This window comes from Nitrospirillum viridazoti CBAmc (assembly GCF_000730165.1).
Taxonomy (GTDB): domain Bacteria; phylum Pseudomonadota; class Alphaproteobacteria; order Azospirillales; family Azospirillaceae; genus Nitrospirillum; species Nitrospirillum viridazoti.
This window is the reverse complement of record NZ_CP022112.1, coordinates 1,325,857-1,347,719: the sequence shown is the minus strand read 5'-3', so window position 1 is coordinate 1,347,719 and position 21,863 is coordinate 1,325,857. Positions and strand designations below refer to the sequence as shown.

Here is a 21,863-nt window from a genome sequence, read left to right as displayed (position 1 = left end):
AGCGATGCCGTCCCCCGCCCTGGCGCCCGCCGCCGGGGACCGCTGGGCCCTGTTCCTGGACATTGACGGGACGCTGCTGGAACACCACAAGGACCCCACCGGCGTGGTGGTGGATGACGAGTTGCGCACCCTGCTGTCCAACCTGGACCGCCAGCTGGGCGGGGCTGTCGCGGTGATCAGTGGCCGCTCGCTGGCGTCCATCGACACGCTGTTCCAGCCCATGGTGCTGCGCGCCGGCGGGCTGTTCGGGATCGAGCTGCGGCTGTCTCCGGACGAGCCGGCGGTGGCGGCGGAGGAGCCCCCGGCCCTGGCCGCCCTGGCGGATCGGGCTGAGGCTGAACTGGGCCGCGCCCCCAACATCGTCATCGAGCGCAAGGGCCCGGTGTTGGCCATCCACACCGGGCCGCACCCGCAATCCCTGGACCATATCACCCGGCTGGCCAAGGCGGCGCTACCCGGCCTGCCCGACGGCTACCGGGTGGTCGAAGGCAATGTGGGCGTGGAATTGCTGCCGGCCGCAGCCCTCAAGGGGGATGCCGTCTATCGCTTCATGACCGTGGAACCGTTCAAGGGCCGCCGTCCCATCTTCATCGGCGACGACGTGCCGGATGAACATGCGTTCGAGAGCGTGCATGCCTTGGGCGGCATCTCCGTCAAGGTCGGCCGGCCGGAGCAGGCGACGGCCGCCCTGCACGCCCTGGCCGACGTGGCCGCCGTGCGCGCCTGGCTGGGCGACCCCCAGTTCCCCCTGCTGGACAAACTGGTTCGACGCGAGGTGACCGAGGCCGCGGAGGAGGCGGCCCGCTGACACCAGCCAACGCCGGCCCCGGCGTCGCAAGCCTCACCCTGTGCGTGCAGGACTTGGTCAATCTAATCGAACGCGCGACTTGACGGGCGCGATGCCCGGCGCCACCGTTCCATACTCGCAAAGGTTTGGGGGTAAAACCTCTGGACTTGGCGATGTGCCGGTGGCGGAGGTCGCTTATGAGTTTGACGGACTGGTTGCTGGATCCATCCGGCCTGACGCCGCATGGCTTCTGCCTCAGTTGGCTGCCGGGTCTTATTTGGCTACACGCCGGTTCCGACGCCGTCATCGGCCTGTCCTATTTCTCCATACCCCTGGCGCTGGCTTGGTTCGTACGCAAGCGTAACGATTTGGCCTACCGCTGGGTGGGGCATTTGTTCGTGGCCTTCATCCTGGCCTGCGGCCTAACCCACATGCTGTCCATCCTGACCCTGTGGATGCCGGCCTATGGGATGGAGGGGGTGGTGAAGCTGGTGACGGCGTTGCTGTCGGTGGCCACCGCCGCCATGCTGTGGCCCCTGGTGCCGCGCGTGCTGGCCCTGCCCACGCCGGCGCAGCTGGGCCGGCTGAACGCCGACCTGACCCGCACCATCCAGGAGCAGGAGCGCACCGCCGCCCTGCTGCGGGAGAGCGAGGCCAAGGTGCTGGCCGCCAATTCCGAGTTGGAGCGCAGGGTGGCCGAGCGCACGGCCGAACTGCGCGCGGCGAACGCCCAGCTCACGGAGGCCCTGGCCGAACGGGCGGCGGCGCTGGAGGCCCTGGCCGGCAGCGAGGCGGAATACCGCGCCAGTTTCGAGGCGGCAGCCGTGGGCAAGGTGCAGGTCAATCCGGAGACCGGGTTGATGCTGCGGGTGAACAACGCCTTCGCCAGCATGCTGGGCTACAATCGGGCCGACCTGGCTGGCCGGATGGCTTGGCCCGACCTGCTGTGGGGGGAGGATCGCGCGGCGCAGGGGCTGGAGTTGGCGCGCCTGCTGGCGGGCGAGGCCAGCGTCTATGTCCGCGAGCTGCGCTTCCGGCGCCAGGATGGCACACCCGTCTGGGGCCGCGTGTCCGCGACGCTGGTGCGTGGCGCGGGGATGCGCAAGGCCGGTGCCCGGCTGCCGCCCTTGCTGCTGGCGGTGGTCGAGGACATCGACACCATGCACAAGACGGCCCTGGCGTTGAAGGAAAGCGAGACGCGCCTGCGCCTGGCGGCGGAGGGCGCCAAGCTGGGCATCTGGGAATTGGATTTGGCGCGGGGCCTGGGCTGGGTGGATCGGCGCACGGCGGAGGTCACGGGCGGCACCTTGCCGGCGGAGAGATGGTTCCCCCTGCATGGTCCCGAATACGCCGCGTGGGCGGATTGGGTTCATCCGGATGACCGGGGCGAACGCGCGGCCGGCCTGAGTCTGCTGCAGACCGGTGCCGCGGAACTGGTGCAGATGCAGTACCGGGTGCGCCGGGCCGACGGCGACCCGGACGCGGCGGAGGGGGGCGGGGGCTGGATTTGGCTATCCCATCGCAGCGCCATCGTGGCGCGCGATCCGGTCACCTGGGCCCCCACCCGCGCCACCGGGGTGCTGATCGACGTGACCGAACGGGCGGAGGCGGAGGCAGCGCTACGCGAGGCCAAGGCGGACCTGGAACTGGTGGTGGCCGAGCGTACCGCCGCCTTGAAACAGCGCGACCTGTTGTTGCGCGAGGTCTATCACCGGGTGAAGAACAACCTGCAAATCATCGACGGCCTGGTGATGATGCAGGCCCTGCAGCTGAAGGATCCGGATGGACGCCAGGCGCTGATGGGGCTGCGCAGCCGGGTCTATGCCCTGGGCCTGGTGCATCAGCAGCTGATGGCCTCCCCCGACCTGGAGAGCTTCGACATCGCGCCCTTCCTGGATGAACTGGCCCGCAACATCCTGCTGTCGGGGGCGGATGACGGGGTGGGGCTGGACATCGCCATCTGCCCGCTGACGGTCAATTTGGATTTCGCCATCCCCTTGGGCCTGCTGGTGACTGAATTGATCACCAACTCGCTGAAACATGCCTTCCCGGAAGGGCGTGGTACCATCACAATAGCGATGCGCCGCCGGGAGGAGGGAGGCGTGCTGCTGGTGGTGGCGGATGACGGCGACGGCATCCCGACCTCTCCACCGGCGGGGGAAGATGGGGGCGGCTACCGGCGCGGTCTGGGCGGCACCATCGTAAAGGGCTTGGTGGCGCAGCTGGACGGAACGATCGAGATGCGGTTCGATAAGGGCACACGGGCGGAAATCATCCTGCCGACACCGGTGGTGGATGTGGCGGGTTCCCCCGTCGAAATGGCGGCGCCATGAGCGATCGGCTGCAAGACTGCGTCCTGGTCGTGGATGACGAATTCCTGATCGCCCAAACCCTCAGCATCCAGATCGAGGACATGGGGCTGATCGTGTGCGGCACCGCCGCGACCGCCGCCGACGCCATCGCCCTGGCCAAGGCCCAACGGCCCCGCCTGGTGCTGATGGACATGCGGCTGAAGGGCGTGGGCGACGGCGTGGACGCGGCTCTCGCCATCCATGAGTTCGTCGGCTCCAAGGTCATCTTCATCACCGCCTCGCGCGAACCGGCGATGCTGGAACGCATGAACCAGGACCATCCCGCGGCCATCCTGTACAAGCCGGTGTTCGGCCGGCAGCTGCAGACGGTGGTGCGCGAGGTGCTGGCGGCGGAGTAGGCCGGCCGGCCGTCGGCCGTCAGGCGTCGTTGGCCGGCGTGGCGACTTTTCCCATCGGTCCGGCCGACAGCGGTACCGGCGGCACAGGCTGAATCCATCGGCCGGACAGCTGCCAAGATATCTTCCAAATCAATTTTAACAATAGATGAGCGGCTTCTAGGATCGCCCATGACGCGCCCCCTTCGAGAGGGCGCGCTAGGGAAGAAACGGGAGAAGTTGGCGATGCCTCAGTCTTTACCGCGCGCGGACCGCGCCCCCATCCTTGTCCTGGGCGGCGGCATCGGCGGCATGTCTTTCGCCATCCTGGCCAGCCGCGCCGGGTGGCCCGTGCATGTGGTGGAGGCCGATCCCAACTGGCGTGTCTATGGCGCCGGCATCACCGTGACGGGGCCCACATACCGTGCCTTCCGGACCCTGGGTATCCTGGACGACCTCAAGGCCCAGGGCTTCCATGTGACGAAGGGCGGGCGCCTGTGCGCTCCCAACGGCATGGCCGTGACCGACCTGCAAGACAGGCCCATCCAGCCCGACCTGCCGGTGTCCGGCGGCATCATGCGGCCCGACCTGCACGCCCTGCTGTCGCGGCTGACGCGTGAGGCGGGGGTACGGGTCAGCCTGGGCCTGACCGCCACCGAATGGACCGACACCGGCGATGGTGTGGACGTGCGTTTCAGCGACGGCGGCGCCGGCACCTATGATTTCGTGGTCGCGGCCGACGGCGCCTTCTCCAAGGCGCGGTCCTTCCTGTTCCCCGACGCGCCCAAGCCCACCTACACCGGCCAGTATTGCTGGCGCGTGGTGGCCAGGCGCCCGCCTGAGATCGACCGCTCGCACTTCTTTGTCGGCGCGCCGGTGACCTGCGGCCTGGTGCCGGTCAGCCAGGACCTGATGTACCTGTGGCTGCTGGAAAACGTGCCCGAGATGCGCCGGGTGGATGAGGCCACGGCCTACCAGCAGCTGGCCCAGCTGTTGGCCCCCTTCGGCGGCCCGGTGGGCATCTTGCGGGAGAATTTGAACGCGGACTCCTGGGTCAACGTCCGCCCGCTGGAGGCCGTGCTGCTGCCCCCCCATCAGTGGTTCAAGAGCCGCAGCATCCTGATCGGCGACGCCGCCCACGCCACCACCCCGCACCTGGCGTCCGGCGCCGGCATCGCGGTGGAGGACGCCCTGGTCCTGGTGGAGGAACTGGCCCGCCACGACGACTTGGCCGCCGCCTTCCGGGCCTTCACCGACCGGCGCTTCGAACGCTGTCGCCTGGTGGTGGAGAGCAGTGTCGCCATCGGCAAGGCGCAGCAAGACCACGTCTCGCCCGAAATCATGGGCGCCATGATGGCCAAGGCGCAGATGGCGCTGCTGGCCGATATCTGATTCCCTGCAGAAAGCTCGATGCCATGATCAGTGATTCAGGGCTGCCCGCCATCCGCCGCGTGGTGACGGGGCACGACGCCGGCGCGCGCGCCATCTTCAAATCGGACGATGAGTTCCCGACCCGGCGCATCCCCTCGGGCGATGCCGCCTTCACCCTGATCTGGACCACGCCCACCGTCCCGGCCGACAACAATGACGAGACGGACGGTCGCCTGCGCGACGCCGGCCTGACCTTGAACCAGGGTTCCGTCATCCGGGTGGTGGACATGTTGCCCGGTAGCTCCTCGCCCATGCACCGCACCAACAGCATCGACTACGGCATCGTCCTGTCGGGCGAGGTGGAGCTGGAACTGGACGACGGCGTCAAGACCATTGTGGGCACCGGCGGCATCATCATCCAGCGCGGCACCATGCACCTATGGCGCAACCCCAGCGCCACCACCCCGTGCCGCATCGTCTTCGTCCTGATCGAGGCGCCGCCCTACCTGCACGAGGGCCAGCCTCTGGCCGAAGACAAGCCGGAGCATAAGTAGTCCCCTGAAACGCCGGGCGCCGGTCATTTCCCCATGCGCGGGTGGAACAGCTGGAAGCGTTCCGTCACCAGCACGATGGCCAGCGCGCCGACGCCGCAGCACAGGAACCCGCCGACCAGGGGCAGGGTGGTGCCATCGAAGTGCTGGCTGATGACGAAGCCCACCAGGGCCCCCACCACCGTGCTGATGAACCCCTGGACCGAGGCGGCGGTGCCGGCGATGGCGCCCACCGGTTCCATGGCCATGGCGCCGAAGTTGCTGGTCGCCAGGCCGAAGCAGAACATGGTCAGGGCCTGCAGCACGGTGAAGACCAGCAGGCTTTCCCCATGCCGGGCGATGATGGTGTGGATGCCGGTGAATAGGATGAAGCCCAGCAGCGCGCTGTGCGATAGGCGCCGGGTGCCTAAGCGGACGACAATGCGGGCATTCAGCAGTGCGGACACGGCCAACGACATGCCGGTCAGGGCGAAGATCAGCGGGAACAGCTGCGGCGCCTTGAACACCTCTTCGAAGATGGGCGGCATACTGTTGAGGTAGGCGAAGACGGCGCTGATCATCAGGGTTTGCGCCAGGGTGTAGCCGATGGCCTGGCGGTCCGTCACCGTTTGCCAGACGGCGGACAGGATGGTGGGCACGTCGATGGGCCGGCGGTATTCCGGGTGCAGTGTTTCCGGCAGGCGCCGCCACAGCCAGAAGACCACCGCCAGGGCATAGGCCGCCAGGCAGGCGAAGATGGCGCGCCACGGCGCCACCAGCATGATCAGCTGCCCCAGGCTGGGCGCCAGGATGGGCACGGCCAGCAGGATCATGAAGGCCAGCGACATGACTCGCGCCATCTGCCGCCCGGCGTAGCAGTCGCGCACCACGGACACGACGACGATGCGGGTGGAGGCGACGGCGATGCCCTGCACCACGCGCACGGCCAGCAGCAGCTCGAACGTGGGGGCCAGGGCCGCGGCCAAGTTGCCCAGGGCGTAGAAGACGATGCCCCACAGCAGGATGGGCCGGCGGCCGTAACGGTCGGAAATGGGCCCATACAGGATCTGCGCGCCGCCGAAGCCCAGCAGGAAGGCGGTGACGATCCACTGCCAGCGCGGTTCCTCCAGCACACCCAGCGAGCGGCCGATCTGGCCCAGCGCCGGCAGCATGCTGTCGGTGCCCAGCGCGTTCATGGCCATCATGGCCGAGACCATCAGGACGAATTCGGTGAAGCCGATGCCGGCATGGGGGTCGTCCTTGCGGACGTCCGGTGGTGGCGCGTCGGTGGCCAACTGCATGGGATGCGCGTTCCGTGGGCGGTGCCGGTCCCGGGGCCTCCGCATGCGGGGCGGGTGCCTGGGCCGATCTTCGTTTTGGGACATGTCCTGGTGACAAGGGCGAACGCCCCCAGGGGTTCCTTTATACCCAAAGCGTGCGGGCCCGCAGCCTACTGTTTTCGGTCTAGGCGGGTTGATCGGGGAGGCGCCGGCCTTTTTCTCCCGGCGCGATTGACGCCACCGCGCCGCCCGGCTAAAGCCCTGGGCATGACCGAAGAAACGCCCGCCTCCGCGCCCGCCGCCACCATCGATACCCTGTTCGTCACCCGCATCTACCGGGCTGAGTTGGTGGAGATGCTGCCCCTGAACGAAGAGGTGGCGGCCTGCTGCCGGACAGCGGCGGAGGATGACGGGGCGGGGCAACGCTGGTCGGACAAGCACGGCTATACCGGCTACACCAGCTATGCCTCGCTGGACGACCTCATCTGGCGCTTCCCCATCCTGAAGAAGCTGAAGGCCCAGCTGGACCGCCATGCCAAGTCCTTCGCCAAGGTGCAGGATTGGGACCTGGGCGGGCGTAAGCTGGAATTGGACAGCCTGTGGATCAACGTGCTGGACCCCGGCGGTTCCCACGGGTCACACATCCATCCCAACAGCGTCATCAGCGGCACCTATTATGTGCGGGTGCCGGCCGGCGCCTCCGTCCTGAAGTTCGAGGACCCGCGCCTGCCCTTCATGATGGCGGCCCCGCCGCGCAAGGCCAAGGCCGACCGCACCCTGCAGCCCACCATCGCCGTGGCGCCGCAGGAAGGTACCCTGCTGATGTGGGAAAGCTGGCTGCGGCATGAGGTGGCCCTGAACCGCGCCGATGAGGAACGCATCTCCCTCAGCTTCAATTACGCCTGGCGCTGATTTTCCTGCCCGGCCCGCGGCGTTTTTCAGGCCACGATGGGCAGGCTTGTGGTCAGCTTGACGCAGCTGAGGGCGAAGCGGGAATTGACGGCCGCCACCCCCGGCAGGTGCAACAGCACCTTTTTCAGGAAATGCTCATAGCTTTCCACGCTGCTGACGATGATGCGCATGAGGTAGTCGCCCTCGCCGCCGGCCATGCAAAAGCATTCCACGATCTCCGCCCGGGTGCGCACCACCTGCTCCAGCGCCTCCAGCGTGTCCTCGTCATGCTGCTTCAGCCGCACCTCGGCGAAGACGGTGATGGGCAGGTCCAGGGCCTTGGCGTTCAGCAGCAGGGCCCGGCCCAGAATGATGCCTTCCTCCTCCAGTCGCTTCAGCCGGCGCCAGCAGGGGGTATGCGACAGGCCGACCTGGGCCGCCAAGTCGGCGGTGGAGATGTCGGGATTTTCCTGTAAGGCCAGCAGGATACGCCGGTCTAGACGGTCCAACGCAATCGCCATCCTAAAATCTCCCCGTTTCGCGCGTTGTCCATTTCTATTACGGGCTGACTTAAGACGTATCAGATATTTTTTTTCCAGGTCCCACCCCACATCCTTGGGGGCAACAGGAAGGCACGGGAGGGACCAGGAAATATGTCACCCCAAGACCCAATCGGCGCGTCGAACCGGCCGCCGCTACAGCTGCACATACCGGAGCCGCCGGCCCGGCCGGGCCAGGCGCCCCGCTTCGACCATCTGCCCTTTTCCCCCGCCGGTGCCATCCGGCGGCCGGATCCCGGCGTGGCGGAGCCGGAGATGCGCGACCTGCCCTACGGCCTCATCCGCGTGCTGGATGACGAAGGCAACGCGGTTGGCCCCTGGGATCCCGGCCTGGATGCCGAGACGCTGCGTCGCGGCCTCAAGGTCATGGCCCAGACCCGCGCCTTCGACGACCGCATGTTCCGTGCCCAGCGCCAGGGCAAGACCAGCTTCTACATGAAGTCGACGGGGGAGGAGGCCATCGGCGCCGCCCAGTCCATGATGCTGGACCGCGACGACATGTGCTTCCCCACGTACCGGGTGCTGAGCTGGCTGTGGGCGCGGGATTATCCCATGCTCGACCTGGTCAACCAGATCTTCTCCAACGAGGGCGACCCGCTGAAGGGCCGCCAGCTGCCCATCCTGTTTTCCGCCCGCGACTATGGCTTCTATTCGCTGTCGGGCAATCTGGGCACCCGGTTCAGCCAGGCGGTGGGCTGGGCCATGGCCTCGGCTTATCGCGGCGACACCAGGATCGCGCTGGCCTATGTCGGCGACGGCACCACGGCGGAGGGCGACTTCCATGAGGCGCTGACCTTCGCCGCCGTCTACCGCGCCCCGGCCATCCTGTGCGTCACCAACAACCAGTGGGCCATTTCCAGCTACGCCGGCATCGCCGGGGCGGAATCCACCACCTTTGCCGCCAAGGCCATCGCCTACGGCCTGCCCGGCCTGCGGGTGGACGGCAACGACTTCCTGGCGGTGTGGGCCGCCACCGTGTGGGCGGCGGAGCGGGCGCGCACCAACAAGGGCGCCACCCTGATCGAGTTCGTGACCTATCGCGCCGCCGGCCATTCCACCAGCGACGATCCCAGCAAGTATCGCCCGGCGGAGGAGGCGGCGTGCTGGCCCCTGGGCGACCCCATCGAACGGCTGAAGACCCACCTGATCGCGCGCGGCGAATGGTCGGCGGAGCGCCACACCCAGATGGAGGCTGAACTGGCCGACGGCGTACGCGCCGCGGTGAAGGAAGGCGAACGCATCGGCACGCTGGGCCAATCCAAGCCGCCCGTGCGCGAGATGTTCGAAGACGTGTTCAAGGAGCCCGATTGGCGCGTCCTGGAACAGCGCCGTGAACTGGGGGTCTGATCCCATGCCCAAGATGGACATGATCCAGGCGTTGAACTCCGCCTTGGACGTGATGATGAGCCGGGACCCCGACGTCCTGGTGTTCGGCGAGGACGTGGGCTATTTCGGCGGCGTCTTCCGCGTGACCGACGGACTGCAGAAGAAGCACGGGCTGAAGCGCTGCTTCGACACGCCCATTTCCGAGGGCGGCATCATCGCCACCGCCATCGGCATGGGCGCCTACGGCCTGCGCCCGGTGGCGGAAATCCAGTTCGCCGACTACATCCTGCCGGCGTTCGACCAGCTGGTGTCGGAAGCTGCCCGCCTGCGCTACCGCTCGGGCGGGGAGTTCTGGGCACCCATCACCGTGCGCTCCCCCTACGGCGGCGGCATCTTCGGCGGGCAGACCCACAGCCAGAGCCCGGAGGCCATCTTCGCCCACGTGACGGGCCTGAAGACGGTCATCCCCTCCAACCCCTATGACGCCAAGGGCCTGCTGATCGCGTCCATCGAGGATGACGACCCCGTCATCTTTCTGGAGCCCAAGCGCATCTACAACGGCCCCTTCGACGGCCACCACGACCGCGCGCTGAAGACCTGGGCCGAGTCCCCCGGCTCGGACGTGCCGGAGGGGCACTACACCGTGCCGCTGGGCAAGGCGGCGGTGGTGAGGGAAGGGCGTGAGGCCACGGTGCTGGCCTATGGCACCATGGTGCACGTGGCCAAGTCGGGCATAGAGGAATCGGGCGTGGATGCCGAGCTGATCGACCTGCGCAGCATCGTGCCGCTGGACATCGACACCATCGTCGCCTCGGTCAGGAAGACCGGCCGCTGCGTCATCCTGCATGAGGCTTCGCGCTTCGGCGGCTTCGGGGGCGAGCTGTCGGCCCTGCTGCAGGAGCGTTGCTTCTATCACCTGAAAAGTCCCATCGGCCGGGTAGCGGGCTGGGACACGCCCTATCCGCATGCTTTCGAGTGGGACTATTTCCCCGGGCCCGCGCGCCTTGCCGCCGCCCTGAAGCGCGTCATGGAGGACTGACCCATGGGCACCTACCTGTTCCGCCTGCCCGATGTGGGCGAAGGCGTGGTCGAGGCCGAGATCGTCAAATGGCGAGTGCAGCCGGGCGACCATGTGCGCGAGGACCAGGATCTGGTCGATGTCATGACCGACAAGGCCACGGTGGAGATGAGCGCGCCGGTGGACGGCGTGGTCACCGCCATCCATGGCGAGGTCGGCCAGATGATGGCCGTGGGCAGCGTGCTGGTGGAACTGGAGGTCGAGGGCGCCGGCAACGCCGACGCCGCCCGCCCGGCACCCAAGGCGGAGGCCAAGCCGGAACCCAAGCTGGAACCCAAGCCTGGGCCGAAACCGGAACCGGTGAAGGGTGAAGCGAAGCCCGCACCCAAGCCGGTGGAGCAGCCCAAGCCCCAGCCGGCGAAGGCGGCGGCCTTCACCACCCGCCTGGCCGAGGATGCGCCCCTGGCCGCCCCCGCCACCCGGCGGCGGGCGCATGAGCTGGGCATCCCGCTGCAGTACGTGCCCGGCACCGGCCCCGGCGGCCGCATCACGCCGGAGGATCTGGACGCCTACATCGCCGGCGGTGGCGCCATCCCCACGGGTGACGCGCGCTACACCGCGCGGGACGGCGTGGAGGAGACCAAGATCATCGGCCTGCGCCGCAAGATCGCGGAGAAGATGCAGGACTCCAAGCGTCGCATCCCCCACTTCACCTATGTGGAGGAATGCGACCTGACGGAGCTGGAGGCCCTGCGCCAGGACCTGAACGAGAACAAGCGGGACGACCAGCCCAAGCTGACCCTGCTGCCTTTCTTCATGCGGGCGGTGGTGCGCATCCTGCCCGAGTTCCCGCACATCAACAGCCGCTACGACGACGATGCCGGGGTGCTGCACACCTATGACGGCGTGCACATCGGCATCGCCACGCAGACGCCCAACGGCCTGATCGTGCCGGTGGTGCGCCATGCCGAGACGCGGGACCTGTGGGATTGCGCCGCCGAGCTGGTGCGGGTCAGCAAAGCCGCCCGCGACGGCACTGCCGCGCGGGATGAGCTGAGCGGGTCGACCATCACGCTGACCAGCTTAGGCGCCCTGGGCGGCATTGCCGCCACCCCGGTGATCAACCATCCCGAGGTCGCCATCATCGGCCCCAACAAGCTGGTGGAACGGCCGGTAGTCAATGGGTCCTTCATCACCGTGCGCAAGGTGATGAACCTGTCGTCCTCCTTCGATCACCGCATCGTCGACGGCTATGACGCCGCCCGTTTCATCCAGCGGCTGAAGCGCCTGCTGGAACACCCCGCCCTCATCTTCATGGACTGACGTCATGGCCGAGACCATCAAGACACCCGTCCTCAATGTTGGCGTGCTTGTCATTGGCGGCGGGCCCGGCGGCTACGTCGCCGCCATCCGCGCCGGCCAGCTGGGGCTGGACACCGTACTGGTGGACGCTGATCGCCTGGGCGGGACCTGCCTCATCCGCGGCTGCATCCCGTCCAAGGCGCTGATCCACGCCGCCGGCCTCTATGAGGAAATGACCTTGGCGGCGGCCTCATCCGGCCGCTTCGGCATCCACCTGGACGCCAGGCCGGCGCTGAACTTCACCGAGACCATGGCCTGGAAGGAGGGCGTGGTCGACCGGCTGAACGGCGGCGTCACCGCCTTGCTGAAGCGGGCGAAGGTGCGCACCCTGGCCGGCAAAGCGGTGTTCGGCGACGCCAAGCGCTGCACCGTGGAGACGGCGGACGGCCCCGTCACCGTGGTGGCGGAGAACGTCATCCTGGCCACTGGTTCGCTGCCGGTGGAACTGCCCAACCTGCCGTTCGGTGGTAAAGTCATCTCCTCCACCGGCGCCCTGTCGCTGTCGGCGGTGCCCAAGCGGCTGGTCGTGGTGGGTGCCGGCTATATCGGCCTGGAACTGGGCATCGCCTACGCCAAGCTGGGCGCCCAGGTCACGGTGGTGGAGGCGCAGGACCGCATCCTGCCGCTGTACGATGCCCAGCTGACCCAGCCGGTGCGCCGTTGGCTGGAAAAGCACGGTGTCACGGTGCATCTGGGCGCCAAGGCCATTGGCCAGGAAGGCGAGGGCCTGGCTATCGAGACCCGGGACGGCCAGCGCCAAGTGCTGCCGGCTGACCATATCCTGGTCACGGTCGGGCGCCGGCCCAATACCGAGGGCTGGGGGCGCGAGGCCATGGGCCTGGCCATGAACGGCCGCTTCATCGCCGTGGACGACCGCTGCGCCACGCCGACGACGGGCGTCTACGCCATCGGCGACGTGGTGGGCGAGCCCATGCTGGCGCACAAGGCGTCCGCCCAGGGCGAGATGGTGGCGGAGATCATCGCCGGGAAGCGCCGTCGTTTCGACCCCGTATCGATCGTGGCGGTCTGTTTCACCGAGCCGGAGATCGTCACGGCGGGCTTAGGCCCCGACGAGGTGCCGGCGGGGGTGGAAACGGTGGTGGGCCAATTCCCCTGGGCCGCCAACGGCCGCGCCCTGTCCATGGACGCGGGCGACGACGGCGGTTTCGTCCGGGTGGTGGCGCGCAAGGCCGACCACCGCATCCTGGGCCTGCAGGCCGTGGGCCGCCACATCTCCGAACTCGCCGGCGAATTCGCCACGCTGTTGGAGATGGGCGCCGTACTGGAGGATGTGGCCGGCATCATCCACGCCCATCCGACATTAAGCGAGGGCGTGCACGAAAGCGCCCTGAAGGCCCTGGGCCACGCTATCCACATCTGATCCCGGCACATTTGGAACCACCATGACCTTCACCATCGAGCGCACCGCCAATCCGACCGATGCCGCTACCCTGGCCCGCATCCTGGAAAACCCCGGCTTCGGCAAGGTATTCACCGACCACATGGTGACGATCCGCTGGACGGAAGGCCAGGGCTGGCATGACGCCAAGGTCACGGCGCGGGTGCCGTTCGCGCTTGATCCGGCCGCCGCCGTGCTGCACTACGCCCAGGAAATCTTCGAGGGCATGAAGGCCTATCGCGCGGCGGACGGCGGTGTGACCCTGTTCCGGCCCGACGCCAACGCCAAGCGCTTCCGGGACTCAGGCAGCCGCATGGCCATGCCCCTGATCCCGGAGGAGCTGTTCCTGGAGGCGGTGGAACAGCTGGTGCGGATCGACCAGGCCTGGATCCCCGGCGGCGAGGGCGGCAGCCTCTACATCCGGCCCTTCATGTTCGCCAACGAGGCTTTCTTAGGCGTGCGGCCGGCGTCGGAGTACGTCTTCTGTGTCATCGCCTGCCCGGTAGGCGCCTATTTCAAGGGCGGGGCCAAGGCCATCACCATCTGGGCGCCGGAGAACTACACGCGCGCCGCCCCCGGCGGCACCGGTGCGGCCAAGTGCGGCGGCAACTACGCCGCCAGCCTGATCGCCCAGCTGGAGGCCAGCAAGCACGGCTGCGACCAGGTGGTGTTCCTGGACGCGGCGGAGCATCGCTGGATCGAGGAGCTGGGCGGCATGAACGTCTTCTTCGTCCGCGACGACGGCAGTCTGCTGACCCCGCCGCTCAGCGGCACCATCCTGCCCGGCATCACCCGCGACAGCATCATCCAGCTGGCGCGCAGCCTGGGCCACACGGTGGTGGAGCAGCCGTATTCCCTGGCGCAGTGGAAGGAGGATGCCGCCACCGGCCGGGTGCGCGAGGCCTTTGCCTGCGGCACCGCCGCCGTGCTGGCGCCCATCGGCACCGTGCGCACGGCCGAGGGCGACTTCGTCATCGGCAATGGCGAGGGCGGGTCGACCACGGCCAGCCTGCGCGAACGCCTGGTCGGCATGCAGCGCGGCACCCAGGCCCCGTTGGTGGATGGCTGGATCCGCCGCGTCATTTAAGAAAACGAACCGGGAAGGCGGTGGGAGGGACCCGCCTTCCCGGTTCCCCTCACTCCGGGGACCTTTAATCCGGCGATGAGCGAGGGTAATACAGCGGCACGCACCAGTGGTTCTTGGCCACCCACTCCGTGTTCGGCAGGTCGGCCTCCACCCCCATGATGCGATGGCAGGGTAGCTCGTAGACCTTGCCGGTCGAGGTGGGGATGCTCTGGAAGACGATGTACTTGTAGAAGCCGCTGCTCATGCCCTCCGGCAGGCGCACCCGGTCGGGGTACAGCGGGTCCAGCACATCGCGGGCGTAGGTCTGCTTCCACGCCACGATTTCCGGCATGCGCCGGATTTGAACGGTGCCGAAGGCGGCGCGGAACTCATCCATGCGGTGGTTCAGGCTTTGCACCTTGTAGCCCGAGCCACGGCCGTAATCGCGGTAGGACCGGGCGTGGCGCAGCACGTCCTCATGGCGGCTGACCACCACGCCGCCTTCGCCGGTGGTGATGGTCTTGGTGGCGTAGAGGGAGAAGATGCCGGCATCGCCGAAGCTGCCCGGCTTCTGCCCGTTCCAGTCGGCGCCTACGGCATGGGCGCAATCCTCCACCAGGATGATGCCCTTGTCCCGGCAATAGGCCGCGATCTTGTGGATGTCGAAGGCAATGTGGCCGCCGATATGGACGATGAAGGCCAGGGCCGGACGATGCCGTTCCGCCTTGGCCACGAAATCATCGAAGGACCCGCACAAATCGTGGCGGTTGCAGTCGTAGAACACCACCTCCGCCCCCGACAGCTGGGCGGCACGGGGCGTGGCCAGGAAGGTGTTGGACGGGCACAGCACGGTGGCGCCCCGGACCTTGAAATGGTCCAGCACGGCCATGGCGCCGCCGGCCCAATTGTCGAAGGCGACCGCCGGCAGTTCGTTCCACGCCCGCCAGGCATCCTCGAACTCTTCCAGATAAGCGGCGTGGCTCCACTTGTTGGACCGCAGGATGGCGCGCCAGCGGCGCATGATCTCTTCCTCATCCCGGTCGTCGTAGCCCAGGCTGAAGGGCAGGGGCGGGGAGGGGTTTTGGTCCGGCTGTCCGCTCAAAGCAAAGTATCCTTCACGTCCAGTTGGAACAGGTGGGCGCCCAGCGTCCGGCCATAGATCTCATATTGGTTGGCGGCGTGCTGGCGGGCGGCCTGGATGTCGGCGCAGACGCGCCCTAGCGGGTTGGCGACCGACAGGGCGGAGGCGCCGGCGGCCTTGAACAGGCGCCGTGCCAGCCGGTCGCATCGTTCCACCACCGAGGTGGCTTGGACGCGATACAGCATGCGGTCGGGGATGGGCGCGTCCCGGCCCTGGCGGGCATGGTCCAGCATACGGTCGAAATTGCCTTCCAGGGTGTGGGTCATCTCATCCAGCTCCGCCGCCGTCTCGCCGCAGGCCAGCTGGGCCACGGGGTCCACCAGGGGGCCGCCGCCGTTGGGGCCAGCTCGCCGGCGGCTATGCTCGATGAAGGCGTCCAGCATGCCGCGCAGGCCGCCCAGCGCCGGGGTGGAAATGGCGCGGAACAGCATCTGGGGCAGGGGAATATGATAGAGCGGCGCCAGGTTCACCGCCCGGCCCGGTCCCCCAATCAGGAAACGTTCCTGCACGCCGTGGCGGCGGTGGGCGGGGACGAAGCCGTCCTCCACCGACACGTCGTGGCTGCCCGTGCCGCGCAGCCCGATGGTGTCCCAGGTGTCGTGGATGCGCACGTCGGCGCGCGGCACCAGGAAAATAACATGCTCCGGCCCTTCTCCTTCCAGCACCGCCATGGCGCCCAGCATGAACCAGTCGGCGTGGTCGGCGCCGCTGGAGAAACCCCAGCGGCCGGTGAGGCGAAAGCCGCCCGGTACCCGGGTCGCCTTGCCCGCCGGCATGTAGCTGGAGGCCAGCAGCGCCGTCGGATCATCGCGCCAGACATCGTCCTGCGCCTCCGCCGGCAACAGCGCCAGGTGGAAGGCCACCATGCCCATGACGCCCTGCAGCCAGCCGACGGACATGTCCCCGGCAGACAACGCGGCCTGCACGGCGAAGAAGGTGGCGGGATGACATTCGGCGCCGCCATAACGGCGGGGCTGCAACAGGCGGAACAGGCCAGCCTGTTTGATGGCGTCGATCAGGGCGGCGGGGGCTCGGCGCTGACGCTCCCCCTCCGCCTTCAGGTTGTCGACCAGGGGCAGCAGTTGGCGGGTGCGGTCCAGGATGCCGACGGGCGACAGGTCGTCAGCCACCGGCGGCGCATCCAACACTGGTTCCAACCCTGTTTCCGGCATGGGGCCTGCCCCCGGTGTTCTTGTCCTGAACGGAAGGGTCGGCAACCCCGCCTGAGGCAGGCCGCCGGACCACTGGTTGCATACCATATGAATACCAGCTTGTCCAGGTTGGCCGGCCGTGCCACCCTGGCGTCAGCGATCCGGCGGGGAGGTGAGCATGCCCAACCTTGTCCTGAAGGCCGCCGTGGCCGATTACGGCCAACTGGCCGCGCGCGCCGCCTATCTCGTCTCCCAGGGGCGACCGGTACGGCTGGAGCTGCACACCTTTGGGGAGCGGGACGTGACCTCCGCCGCCGGTCTCGCCCTCGCCCGGCAGAATATCGCCCGGTTGCGACAGGAATTTCCGGTGGACGCGCTGATCGTTCACATCCCGCCGCAGTCGGTGCCCCTGGTCACCCGGGTCGGCTTCGATGCCGACCAATGCCGGCATACTCTGGCCTTCGCGGCAGAGATCGGGGCCCAGGCTGTCGTCCTGCACCGCTATTTCGATATGGTCTTCGGCCAGGCCCCGCCCCGCGCCCACGACCGGGACGAGGCCGCGCAGGGCTTTGAGGAGGCGGTGCGCGACCTGGCGCGCCTGGCGGGCGGCATGCGGCTGCTGGTGGAGAATGTCGGCCACTATTCCCTGCTGCCCCGCGACGGCCGCACCTACATGACCGGGCCGCTGGACCATTTCTTTCCGTGGGAGATTGCACGCTTCCGCGAGGCGCTGGACCGGCACGGGCTGACGGGGGTGGAGCCGTTCATCGACGTGGCGCACGCCACCCTGTCGGCCAACCTGTTCAACCGCCGCCGCGCCCAGCCGCGCCTGACCGACGGCGACGCCCGTTTCGGCTGGATCACCGCTGATGACCTGGACCGGACGGCTTGGCTGGATCCCTTCGATTTCGTGGATGAGCGGATGAGCTATCTGCACGTCTCCGACGCCATCCGCCTAGATGAACGCGCCTGCGCCGATCCGGGCCTGGATGCGGCCGCCCTGGTGCGCGCCATCTCCTCCGAAGGGCTGGAATTGGGTACCGGCAGCCTGCCCTTCGCCGACCTGCCGGCCCGCTTCGGCACCGACGGCGACCTGGTGCTGGAGGTGGAGCCGGCGGCGGGGGAGGACCATGTGACCAACGGCGCGCAGCTGCGCTCGCTGGAGGCGCTGTCGAGCCATTTCGTCGGCTGTTCCTGCCACCGCCCGGTGGCCGGGCCGGGATTCTAGAGGCGGCCCCTTACGGCCGGACTGGGGCGGGCCAGTGGGCGGGTGGCTGGAACGGCGCCGCGTCGGCCGCCTGGTCGGCATAGCCGCGCGTGGTGGTGCAGCTGCACCCCGGCCGGGCGCGCTGCGGCCGATCCACGGCGCCCAGGCAGTCCGACACGAGATCCAGTTGCAGCCGTTCGAAGGTGGGGGAGAAGCGGCCGGTCAGCCAGCCGATGACGAAACCCGCCGCCAGCGTTCCGGCCGTGGTGGTGATGTAGCCCACGGTGTCGATCTGTGGCACGGCGGTCAGGATGGGGTCCGGCCGCTCGCCACGCGCCGCCGCCAGGGCCGCCTGGTCCGCCGGGGCCAGTCGCTCCACCACGGGCAGCATCTCCTGCATCACCCGGGTGGCGGAGATCATGCCGCGGCAGCGGGGGCAGGGGTCGGCCGCCAGGAAGCGGACGATCTGCACCAGCTGTCCGGTGACGATACCGTCGCGCCCCTCAATCAGGCCGCCGCAATCCACCGCCGGGATCAGGTAGCGGGTGGCGATATCGGCCACCGCCATGCGGCTGGAATGCTGATCGGTACAGCCCATCAGCACGTCGGCCTGCAGCACGGCGTCCAGCACCTCGGGTTGCGGCAGGCGGCCGTTGATGGCCTCCACCACCGTGCCGGGGGCATATTCGGCGACGGAGCGCTTGGCGATGGTGACCTTGGGCACGCGGTTGGCCACGTCGGCCGGGGTGCTGCCGTGCAGCCGTTCCAGATTGGATTCCGAGGCGTGGTCGCTGTCGATGATGATCAGGCGGCCCACGCCGGCCCGCGCCAGGATGGGAATGGCGGCGGAGCCGGTGCCGCCGGCGCCGATCAGGGCGACGGTGGAACGCTGCAGGCGCTGGTACGCCTCCCGCCCGAAGGCGCTGGTCAGGCGGGCCACCCGCTCCGGCGGGATGGGCGGCTCCGGCGGTGGTTCCCCCTGCGGCCAGGCCATCACGGTGGGGTCCCGCTCCGCCGCCACGCGGCCGATCTCATGCCAGGCGTCGTCGTAGAAGATGCGGCCGGAAATGGCGGTGTCGTTGCCGATCTTGGCGACGATCAGGCTGACGAAGGGGCGGCCGGGGACCAGGTCGGCGAAATAGCCGGCCATGTAGCGGTCCATCTCGTCATCCAGGGCGCTGGGCTTGGGCGCCACGCTGGCGGGATGGGCGTGGATGAAGCCGACGGCCAGCGGATGGTCGCTGGCCGCCAGGGCGGCGCGGCGCAGGGCGTTGGCCGTGATCTTGATCTCTGCCCCGCCGCCCTCGATATCGCCCGGCAGCGGTGTGTCGATGGCGGCCAGGGTTATGGCCAGATGCGTGCCTGTCACCCTCCAGCCGAAACGGGCGAAACAGCCGCCCTCCCGATCCGGCTGTCCCGTGAAGGCGGTGGCGAACAGCGCCTCCTTCTCCGGTGAGGCCAGGCGCAGCAAGCCTGTGGGCGTGGCGCGGTAGGGCTTGCCGTTCGGGGAGAGTCGCTCAGCCATGCCCACCCATCACGAACTGGCGGGTGACCAGGAAGGTGTCGCCCGAGTGGATGTCCAGGGTGTCGGCCAGGGGCAGGGCCACCCACTCGCCGGTGGGGTCACTGCGTTCAACCACCGCATTGTCCGCCGGCACGCCCATCAGGGCGGCGATGTCGGCGGCGGTCACCATCTGGTTGCCGATGGCGAAGCGGCGGCGGTTGATGAAGATTTCGCAGGTGGCGCCGGCGGTCTGGGTCGGGCCGGCTTGATCGGGGGCCTGATCTGGGGTCAAGCTTGGATGGATCGGTGCAGCAGGCATCGCGGTTGGACTTCTGCTCGGTCGATTGGGATCGGTGCCGAGGCTAACAGTATAAAACCAGTTTGTCACCACTTGGCGAACTGGCATGATAGACAGGGTGTGCGGGGCGAACGGCTAGGATGCGGAAAACCTCATGGATCGCTTGATCATCCGCGGCGGGCGGCGGCTGGCTGGCACGGTGGACATCGCTGGCGCCAAGAACGCGGCGCTGCCCCTGATCGCCGCCAGCCTGTTGAGTGATCGGCCGGTGACGTTGGCCAACCTGCCGGCCATCACCGACGTGGAAACCATGCAGGTGCTGGCGGGCGGCTATGGCGTGCGGGTGACGCGCGGACAGGCCCACCAGGTGACGCTGGACGCTGCGGCCGCCGTGAATGCCGAGGCGCATTACGACACCGTGCGTCGCGCCCGGGCGACGGCCCTGGTGCTGGGGCCCCTGCTGGGCCGCTTCGGGCACGCCCGCGTTTCCCTGCCCGGCGGCTGCGCCATCGGCGCGCGGCCCATCGACCTGCACCTGAAGGCGCTGACCGCCCTGGGCGCCGAGGTGGCGGTGGATGGCGGCTATGTCACCGCCCGGGCGCCGCACGGCGGCCTGGCTGGAGGCCGCATTGTCCTGACCCTGCCCTCGGTGGGCGCCACGGAGACGGCGCTGATGGCCGCCGTGACGGCGCGGGGCGAAACGGAAATCCTGAACGCCGCGCGCGAACCGGAGGTGGCGGACCTCGCCGCCTGCCTGGTGGCCATGGGCGCCCATATCGAGGGTGCTGGCACGCAGCGCATCCTGGTGCAGGGGCCGGCCAGCTTCCGTCCGGCGACGCACACGCTGATTCCCGATCGCATCGAGGCCGGCACCTATGCCGTGGCCGCCGCCATCACCGGCGGCCGGCTGGAACTGATTGGCGCCCGTCTGGAGCACCTGGCGGTGCAATGCCAGATCCTGGAGCGGGCGGGGGTCAGCGTCTATCCCACCGACCGGGGCCTGATGGTGGAACGGGCGGGGCATCTGCGCGCCACCGACGTCTCGACCGAACCCTATCCCGGCTTCCCCACCGACCTGCAGGCCCAGTTCATGGCCCTGATGTCGGTGGCGGAGGGGGCGGCCATGATCCGCGAGACCATCTTCGAGAACCGCTTCATGCATGTGCCGGAACTGGCGCGCCTGGGCGCCGACCTCACCCTGCGGGGCACATCCGTGCTGGTGCGCGGGGTGGAGCGGCTGCGCGGTGCGCCCGTCATGGCGACGGACCTGCGCGCCTCGGTCTGCCTTATCCTGGCGGGGCTGGTGGCGGAGGGGGAGACGGTGGTGAACCGCGTCTATCACCTGGACCGGGGCTATGAGGATTTGGCGCGCAAGCTGGTGCGCTGCGGCGCCGATATCGAGCGGGTGCCCGGCTGATGGACGACGCGCTGTACTTGGGCGTGGACGGCGGCGGCACCGGCTGCCGCGCGCGGCTGGAGGATGCGGCCGGCACCGTCCTGGGGCAGGGCATCGCCGGCCCTGCCGCCACCCGTTTCGGCATCGAGGCGTCGTGGCAGGCCATCGAGACGGCGGCCCGCCACGCCATCGAGGAGGCCGGACTGAATGGGACGCAGGTGGGCCGCATCCGCGCCGGCGTGGGCGTGGCCGGCATCGGCCGCAAGGGCGCCCGCGCGGCGCTGGAGGCCATCCGCCACCCCTATGCCAGCATCGCCTTCACCAGCGACGCCATGATCGCCTGCCTGGGCGCGCACGGGGGCCGGGATGGCGGCATCGTCATCGTCGGCACCGGCACATGCGCCATCGGCCGTATCGACGGGCGGGAGATGAAGTTCGGCGGCTATGGCTTCCCCATCTCCGACGAGGGCAGCGGCGCCTATCTGGGCCTGAGGGCCCTGCAGCACAGCCTGCGCGCCCATGACGGGCGCGAGGGCGGCAGCGTCCTGACGCGGGAGCTGATGGCCCGCTTCCAGGATGACCCGGCGGAGGTGGTGCTGTGGATGGACCGGTCGACGGCCACCGACTACGCGACCTTCGCCCCCCTCGTGCTGCGTCAGGCCGACCAGGGCGACGCCGTGGCCCGCCACGTGGTGCAGGACGCGGCGGAGCATGTGAACGGCTTGGTGCGGGCGCTGCTGGCCGAAGGGGCGCCGCGCGTCAGCCTGATCGGCGGCCTGGCCAGCGCCCTGGAGGCCTGGCTGGCCCCCGACGTGCGCCGCCGCCTGTCACCCACCCTGGGTGATGCCATGACAGGCGCCCTGGCGCTGGCGGGGCGGGCGTCGGATTGA

Annotated in this window: 20 protein-coding genes; 14 read left to right on the top strand and 6 right to left on the bottom strand. The window is 68.8% G+C overall.

Going from position 1 to position 21,863, the window contains the following annotated elements; translation table 11 throughout:
• Window positions 1-4 precede the first annotated feature (4 nt).
• The 5 genes from otsB to Y958_RS27335 all read left to right on the top strand — a co-directional run bounded on the left by otsB (window position 5) and on the right by Y958_RS27335 (window position 5,398).
• Window positions 5-808, top strand: a complete 804-nt coding sequence (gene otsB, locus Y958_RS27365) for a trehalose-phosphatase (protein WP_088875002.1) — start codon at window positions 5-7, stop codon at window positions 806-808.
• 176 nt (window positions 809-984) lie between these two features.
• Entirely contained in the window at window positions 985-3,120 is a 2,136-nt protein-coding gene (locus Y958_RS31650) for a sensor histidine kinase (RefSeq protein ID WP_186291524.1), read from the top strand.
• Window positions 3,117-3,497 carry a response regulator gene (locus Y958_RS27345; RefSeq protein ID WP_088875001.1) on the top strand — a complete coding sequence of 127 codons (381 nt, stop codon included), beginning with the start codon at window positions 3,117-3,119 and terminating at the stop codon, window positions 3,495-3,497. The genes Y958_RS31650 and Y958_RS27345 overlap by 4 nt, the downstream gene beginning before the upstream one ends.
• Before the next feature lie 222 nt (window positions 3,498-3,719).
• The gene (locus Y958_RS27340) at window positions 3,720-4,865 is read left to right on the top strand and encodes an FAD-dependent monooxygenase (RefSeq protein WP_186291523.1); all 1,146 of its coding nucleotides are present in this window, start codon (window positions 3,720-3,722) and stop codon (window positions 4,863-4,865) included.
• A gap of 23 nt (window positions 4,866-4,888) precedes the next feature.
• On the top strand, window positions 4,889-5,398 hold the full coding sequence (locus Y958_RS27335; protein WP_088874999.1) for a cupin domain-containing protein: 510 nt from the start codon (window positions 4,889-4,891) through the stop codon (window positions 5,396-5,398).
• Window positions 5,399-5,421: 23 nt separating this feature from the next.
• Here Y958_RS27335 and Y958_RS27330 read toward each other — a convergent pair whose 3' ends face one another.
• A complete protein-coding gene (locus Y958_RS27330; protein WP_004274446.1) occupies window positions 5,422-6,675 on the bottom strand; it encodes a multidrug effflux MFS transporter in 1,254 nt (417 codons plus the stop codon).
• A gap of 246 nt (window positions 6,676-6,921) precedes the next feature.
• On the opposite strand from Y958_RS27330, the gene Y958_RS27325 reads away from it, so the two are divergent.
• Complete coding sequence (locus Y958_RS27325; protein ID WP_088874998.1) at window positions 6,922-7,566, top strand: TIGR02466 family protein; 645 nt, start codon at window positions 6,922-6,924, stop codon at window positions 7,564-7,566.
• 26 nt (window positions 7,567-7,592) lie between these two features.
• Here Y958_RS27325 and Y958_RS27320 read toward each other — a convergent pair whose 3' ends face one another.
• Entirely contained in the window at window positions 7,593-8,066 is a 474-nt protein-coding gene (locus Y958_RS27320; protein ID WP_088874997.1) for an Lrp/AsnC family transcriptional regulator, read from the bottom strand.
• Between the two features lie 132 nt (window positions 8,067-8,198).
• On the opposite strand from Y958_RS27320, the gene Y958_RS27315 reads away from it, so the two are divergent.
• From Y958_RS27315 to Y958_RS27295, 5 genes are read left to right on the top strand one after another with little or no spacing between them, the layout of a single operon-like run.
• Complete coding sequence (locus Y958_RS27315) at window positions 8,199-9,452, top strand: thiamine pyrophosphate-dependent enzyme (RefSeq protein ID WP_088874996.1); 1,254 nt, start codon at window positions 8,199-8,201, stop codon at window positions 9,450-9,452.
• Window positions 9,453-9,456: 4 nt separating this feature from the next.
• Window positions 9,457-10,470: an alpha-ketoacid dehydrogenase subunit beta gene (locus Y958_RS27310; protein WP_088874995.1), complete on the top strand. Its 1,014-nt coding sequence runs from the start codon at window positions 9,457-9,459 to the stop codon at window positions 10,468-10,470.
• 3 nt (window positions 10,471-10,473) lie between these two features.
• A complete protein-coding gene (locus tag Y958_RS27305) occupies window positions 10,474-11,772 on the top strand; it encodes a dihydrolipoamide acetyltransferase family protein (RefSeq protein ID WP_088874994.1) in 1,299 nt (432 codons plus the stop codon).
• A 4-nt stretch (window positions 11,773-11,776) separates the two neighbouring features.
• Entirely contained in the window at window positions 11,777-13,192 is a 1,416-nt protein-coding gene (gene lpdA / locus Y958_RS27300) for a dihydrolipoyl dehydrogenase (protein WP_088874993.1), read from the top strand.
• 22 nt (window positions 13,193-13,214) lie between these two features.
• Complete coding sequence (locus Y958_RS27295) at window positions 13,215-14,297, top strand: branched-chain amino acid aminotransferase (RefSeq protein WP_088874992.1); 1,083 nt, start codon at window positions 13,215-13,217, stop codon at window positions 14,295-14,297.
• Window positions 14,298-14,361: 64 nt separating this feature from the next.
• Here the strand turns inward: Y958_RS27295 and Y958_RS27290 are convergent, their stop codons facing one another.
• Window positions 14,362-15,378 (bottom strand): DegT/DnrJ/EryC1/StrS family aminotransferase, encoded by a 1,017-nt coding sequence (locus Y958_RS27290; protein WP_211098735.1) that lies wholly within the window; start codon window positions 15,376-15,378, stop codon window positions 14,362-14,364.
• Window positions 15,375-16,565 (bottom strand): acyl-CoA dehydrogenase family protein, encoded by a 1,191-nt coding sequence (locus tag Y958_RS27285; RefSeq protein WP_244909696.1) that lies wholly within the window; start codon window positions 16,563-16,565, stop codon window positions 15,375-15,377. The genes Y958_RS27290 and Y958_RS27285 overlap by 4 nt, the downstream gene beginning before the upstream one ends.
• 181 nt (window positions 16,566-16,746) lie before the next feature.
• On the opposite strand from Y958_RS27285, the gene Y958_RS27280 reads away from it, so the two are divergent.
• On the top strand, window positions 16,747-17,796 hold the full coding sequence (locus Y958_RS27280) for a TIM barrel protein (RefSeq protein WP_088874990.1): 1,050 nt from the start codon (window positions 16,747-16,749) through the stop codon (window positions 17,794-17,796).
• A 10-nt stretch (window positions 17,797-17,806) separates the two neighbouring features.
• On the opposite strand, the gene Y958_RS27275 is transcribed toward Y958_RS27280, so the two are convergent.
• Both Y958_RS27275 and Y958_RS27270 read right to left on the bottom strand, forming a co-directional pair.
• Window positions 17,807-19,300: a HesA/MoeB/ThiF family protein gene (locus Y958_RS27275; protein ID WP_088874989.1), complete on the bottom strand. Its 1,494-nt coding sequence runs from the start codon at window positions 19,298-19,300 to the stop codon at window positions 17,807-17,809.
• Entirely contained in the window at window positions 19,293-19,571 is a 279-nt protein-coding gene (locus Y958_RS27270; protein ID WP_145727727.1) for a multiubiquitin domain-containing protein, read from the bottom strand. The genes Y958_RS27275 and Y958_RS27270 overlap by 8 nt, the downstream gene beginning before the upstream one ends.
• 160 nt (window positions 19,572-19,731) lie before the next feature.
• Between Y958_RS27270 and murA the strand changes: the two genes are divergently transcribed.
• Window positions 19,732-20,994: a UDP-N-acetylglucosamine 1-carboxyvinyltransferase gene (murA, locus tag Y958_RS27265; protein WP_088874987.1), complete on the top strand. Its 1,263-nt coding sequence runs from the start codon at window positions 19,732-19,734 to the stop codon at window positions 20,992-20,994.
• Window positions 20,994-21,863: a glucosamine kinase nucleotide-binding domain-containing protein gene (locus Y958_RS27260; RefSeq protein ID WP_088874986.1), complete on the top strand. Its 870-nt coding sequence runs from the start codon at window positions 20,994-20,996 to the stop codon at window positions 21,861-21,863. The genes murA and Y958_RS27260 overlap by 1 nt, the downstream gene beginning before the upstream one ends.

Bases quoted from the DNA above. Each gene is read 5' to 3' on its own strand.
- lpdA (WP_088874993.1), top strand. From the start codon at position 11,777: ATGGCCGAGACCATCAAGACACCCGTCCTCAATGTTGGCGTGCTTGTC.
- Y958_RS27320 (WP_088874997.1), bottom strand. From the start codon at position 8,066: ATGGCGATTGCGTTGGACCGTCTAGACCGGCGTATCCTGCTGGCCTTA.
- Y958_RS27260 (WP_088874986.1), top strand. From the start codon at position 20,994: ATGGACGACGCGCTGTACTTGGGCGTGGACGGCGGCGGCACCGGCTGC.
- Y958_RS27345 (WP_088875001.1), top strand. From the start codon at position 3,117: ATGAGCGATCGGCTGCAAGACTGCGTCCTGGTCGTGGATGACGAATTC.
- Y958_RS31650 (WP_186291524.1), top strand. From the start codon at position 985: ATGAGTTTGACGGACTGGTTGCTGGATCCATCCGGCCTGACGCCGCAT.
- murA (WP_088874987.1), top strand. From the start codon at position 19,732: ATGGATCGCTTGATCATCCGCGGCGGGCGGCGGCTGGCTGGCACGGTG.
- Y958_RS27305 (WP_088874994.1), top strand. From the start codon at position 10,474: ATGGGCACCTACCTGTTCCGCCTGCCCGATGTGGGCGAAGGCGTGGTC.
- Y958_RS27335 (WP_088874999.1), top strand. From the start codon at position 4,889: ATGATCAGTGATTCAGGGCTGCCCGCCATCCGCCGCGTGGTGACGGGG.
- Y958_RS27325 (WP_088874998.1), top strand. From the start codon at position 6,922: ATGACCGAAGAAACGCCCGCCTCCGCGCCCGCCGCCACCATCGATACC.
- Y958_RS27280 (WP_088874990.1), top strand. From the start codon at position 16,747: ATGCCCAACCTTGTCCTGAAGGCCGCCGTGGCCGATTACGGCCAACTG.
- Y958_RS27315 (WP_088874996.1), top strand. From the start codon at position 8,199: ATGTCACCCCAAGACCCAATCGGCGCGTCGAACCGGCCGCCGCTACAG.
- Y958_RS27275 (WP_088874989.1), bottom strand. From the start codon at position 19,300: ATGGCTGAGCGACTCTCCCCGAACGGCAAGCCCTACCGCGCCACGCCC.
- Y958_RS27330 (WP_004274446.1), bottom strand. From the start codon at position 6,675: ATGCAGTTGGCCACCGACGCGCCACCACCGGACGTCCGCAAGGACGAC.
- Y958_RS27340 (WP_186291523.1), top strand. From the start codon at position 3,720: ATGCCTCAGTCTTTACCGCGCGCGGACCGCGCCCCCATCCTTGTCCTG.
- otsB (WP_088875002.1), top strand. From the start codon at position 5: ATGCCGTCCCCCGCCCTGGCGCCCGCCGCCGGGGACCGCTGGGCCCTG.
- Y958_RS27295 (WP_088874992.1), top strand. From the start codon at position 13,215: ATGACCTTCACCATCGAGCGCACCGCCAATCCGACCGATGCCGCTACC.
- Y958_RS27310 (WP_088874995.1), top strand. From the start codon at position 9,457: ATGCCCAAGATGGACATGATCCAGGCGTTGAACTCCGCCTTGGACGTG.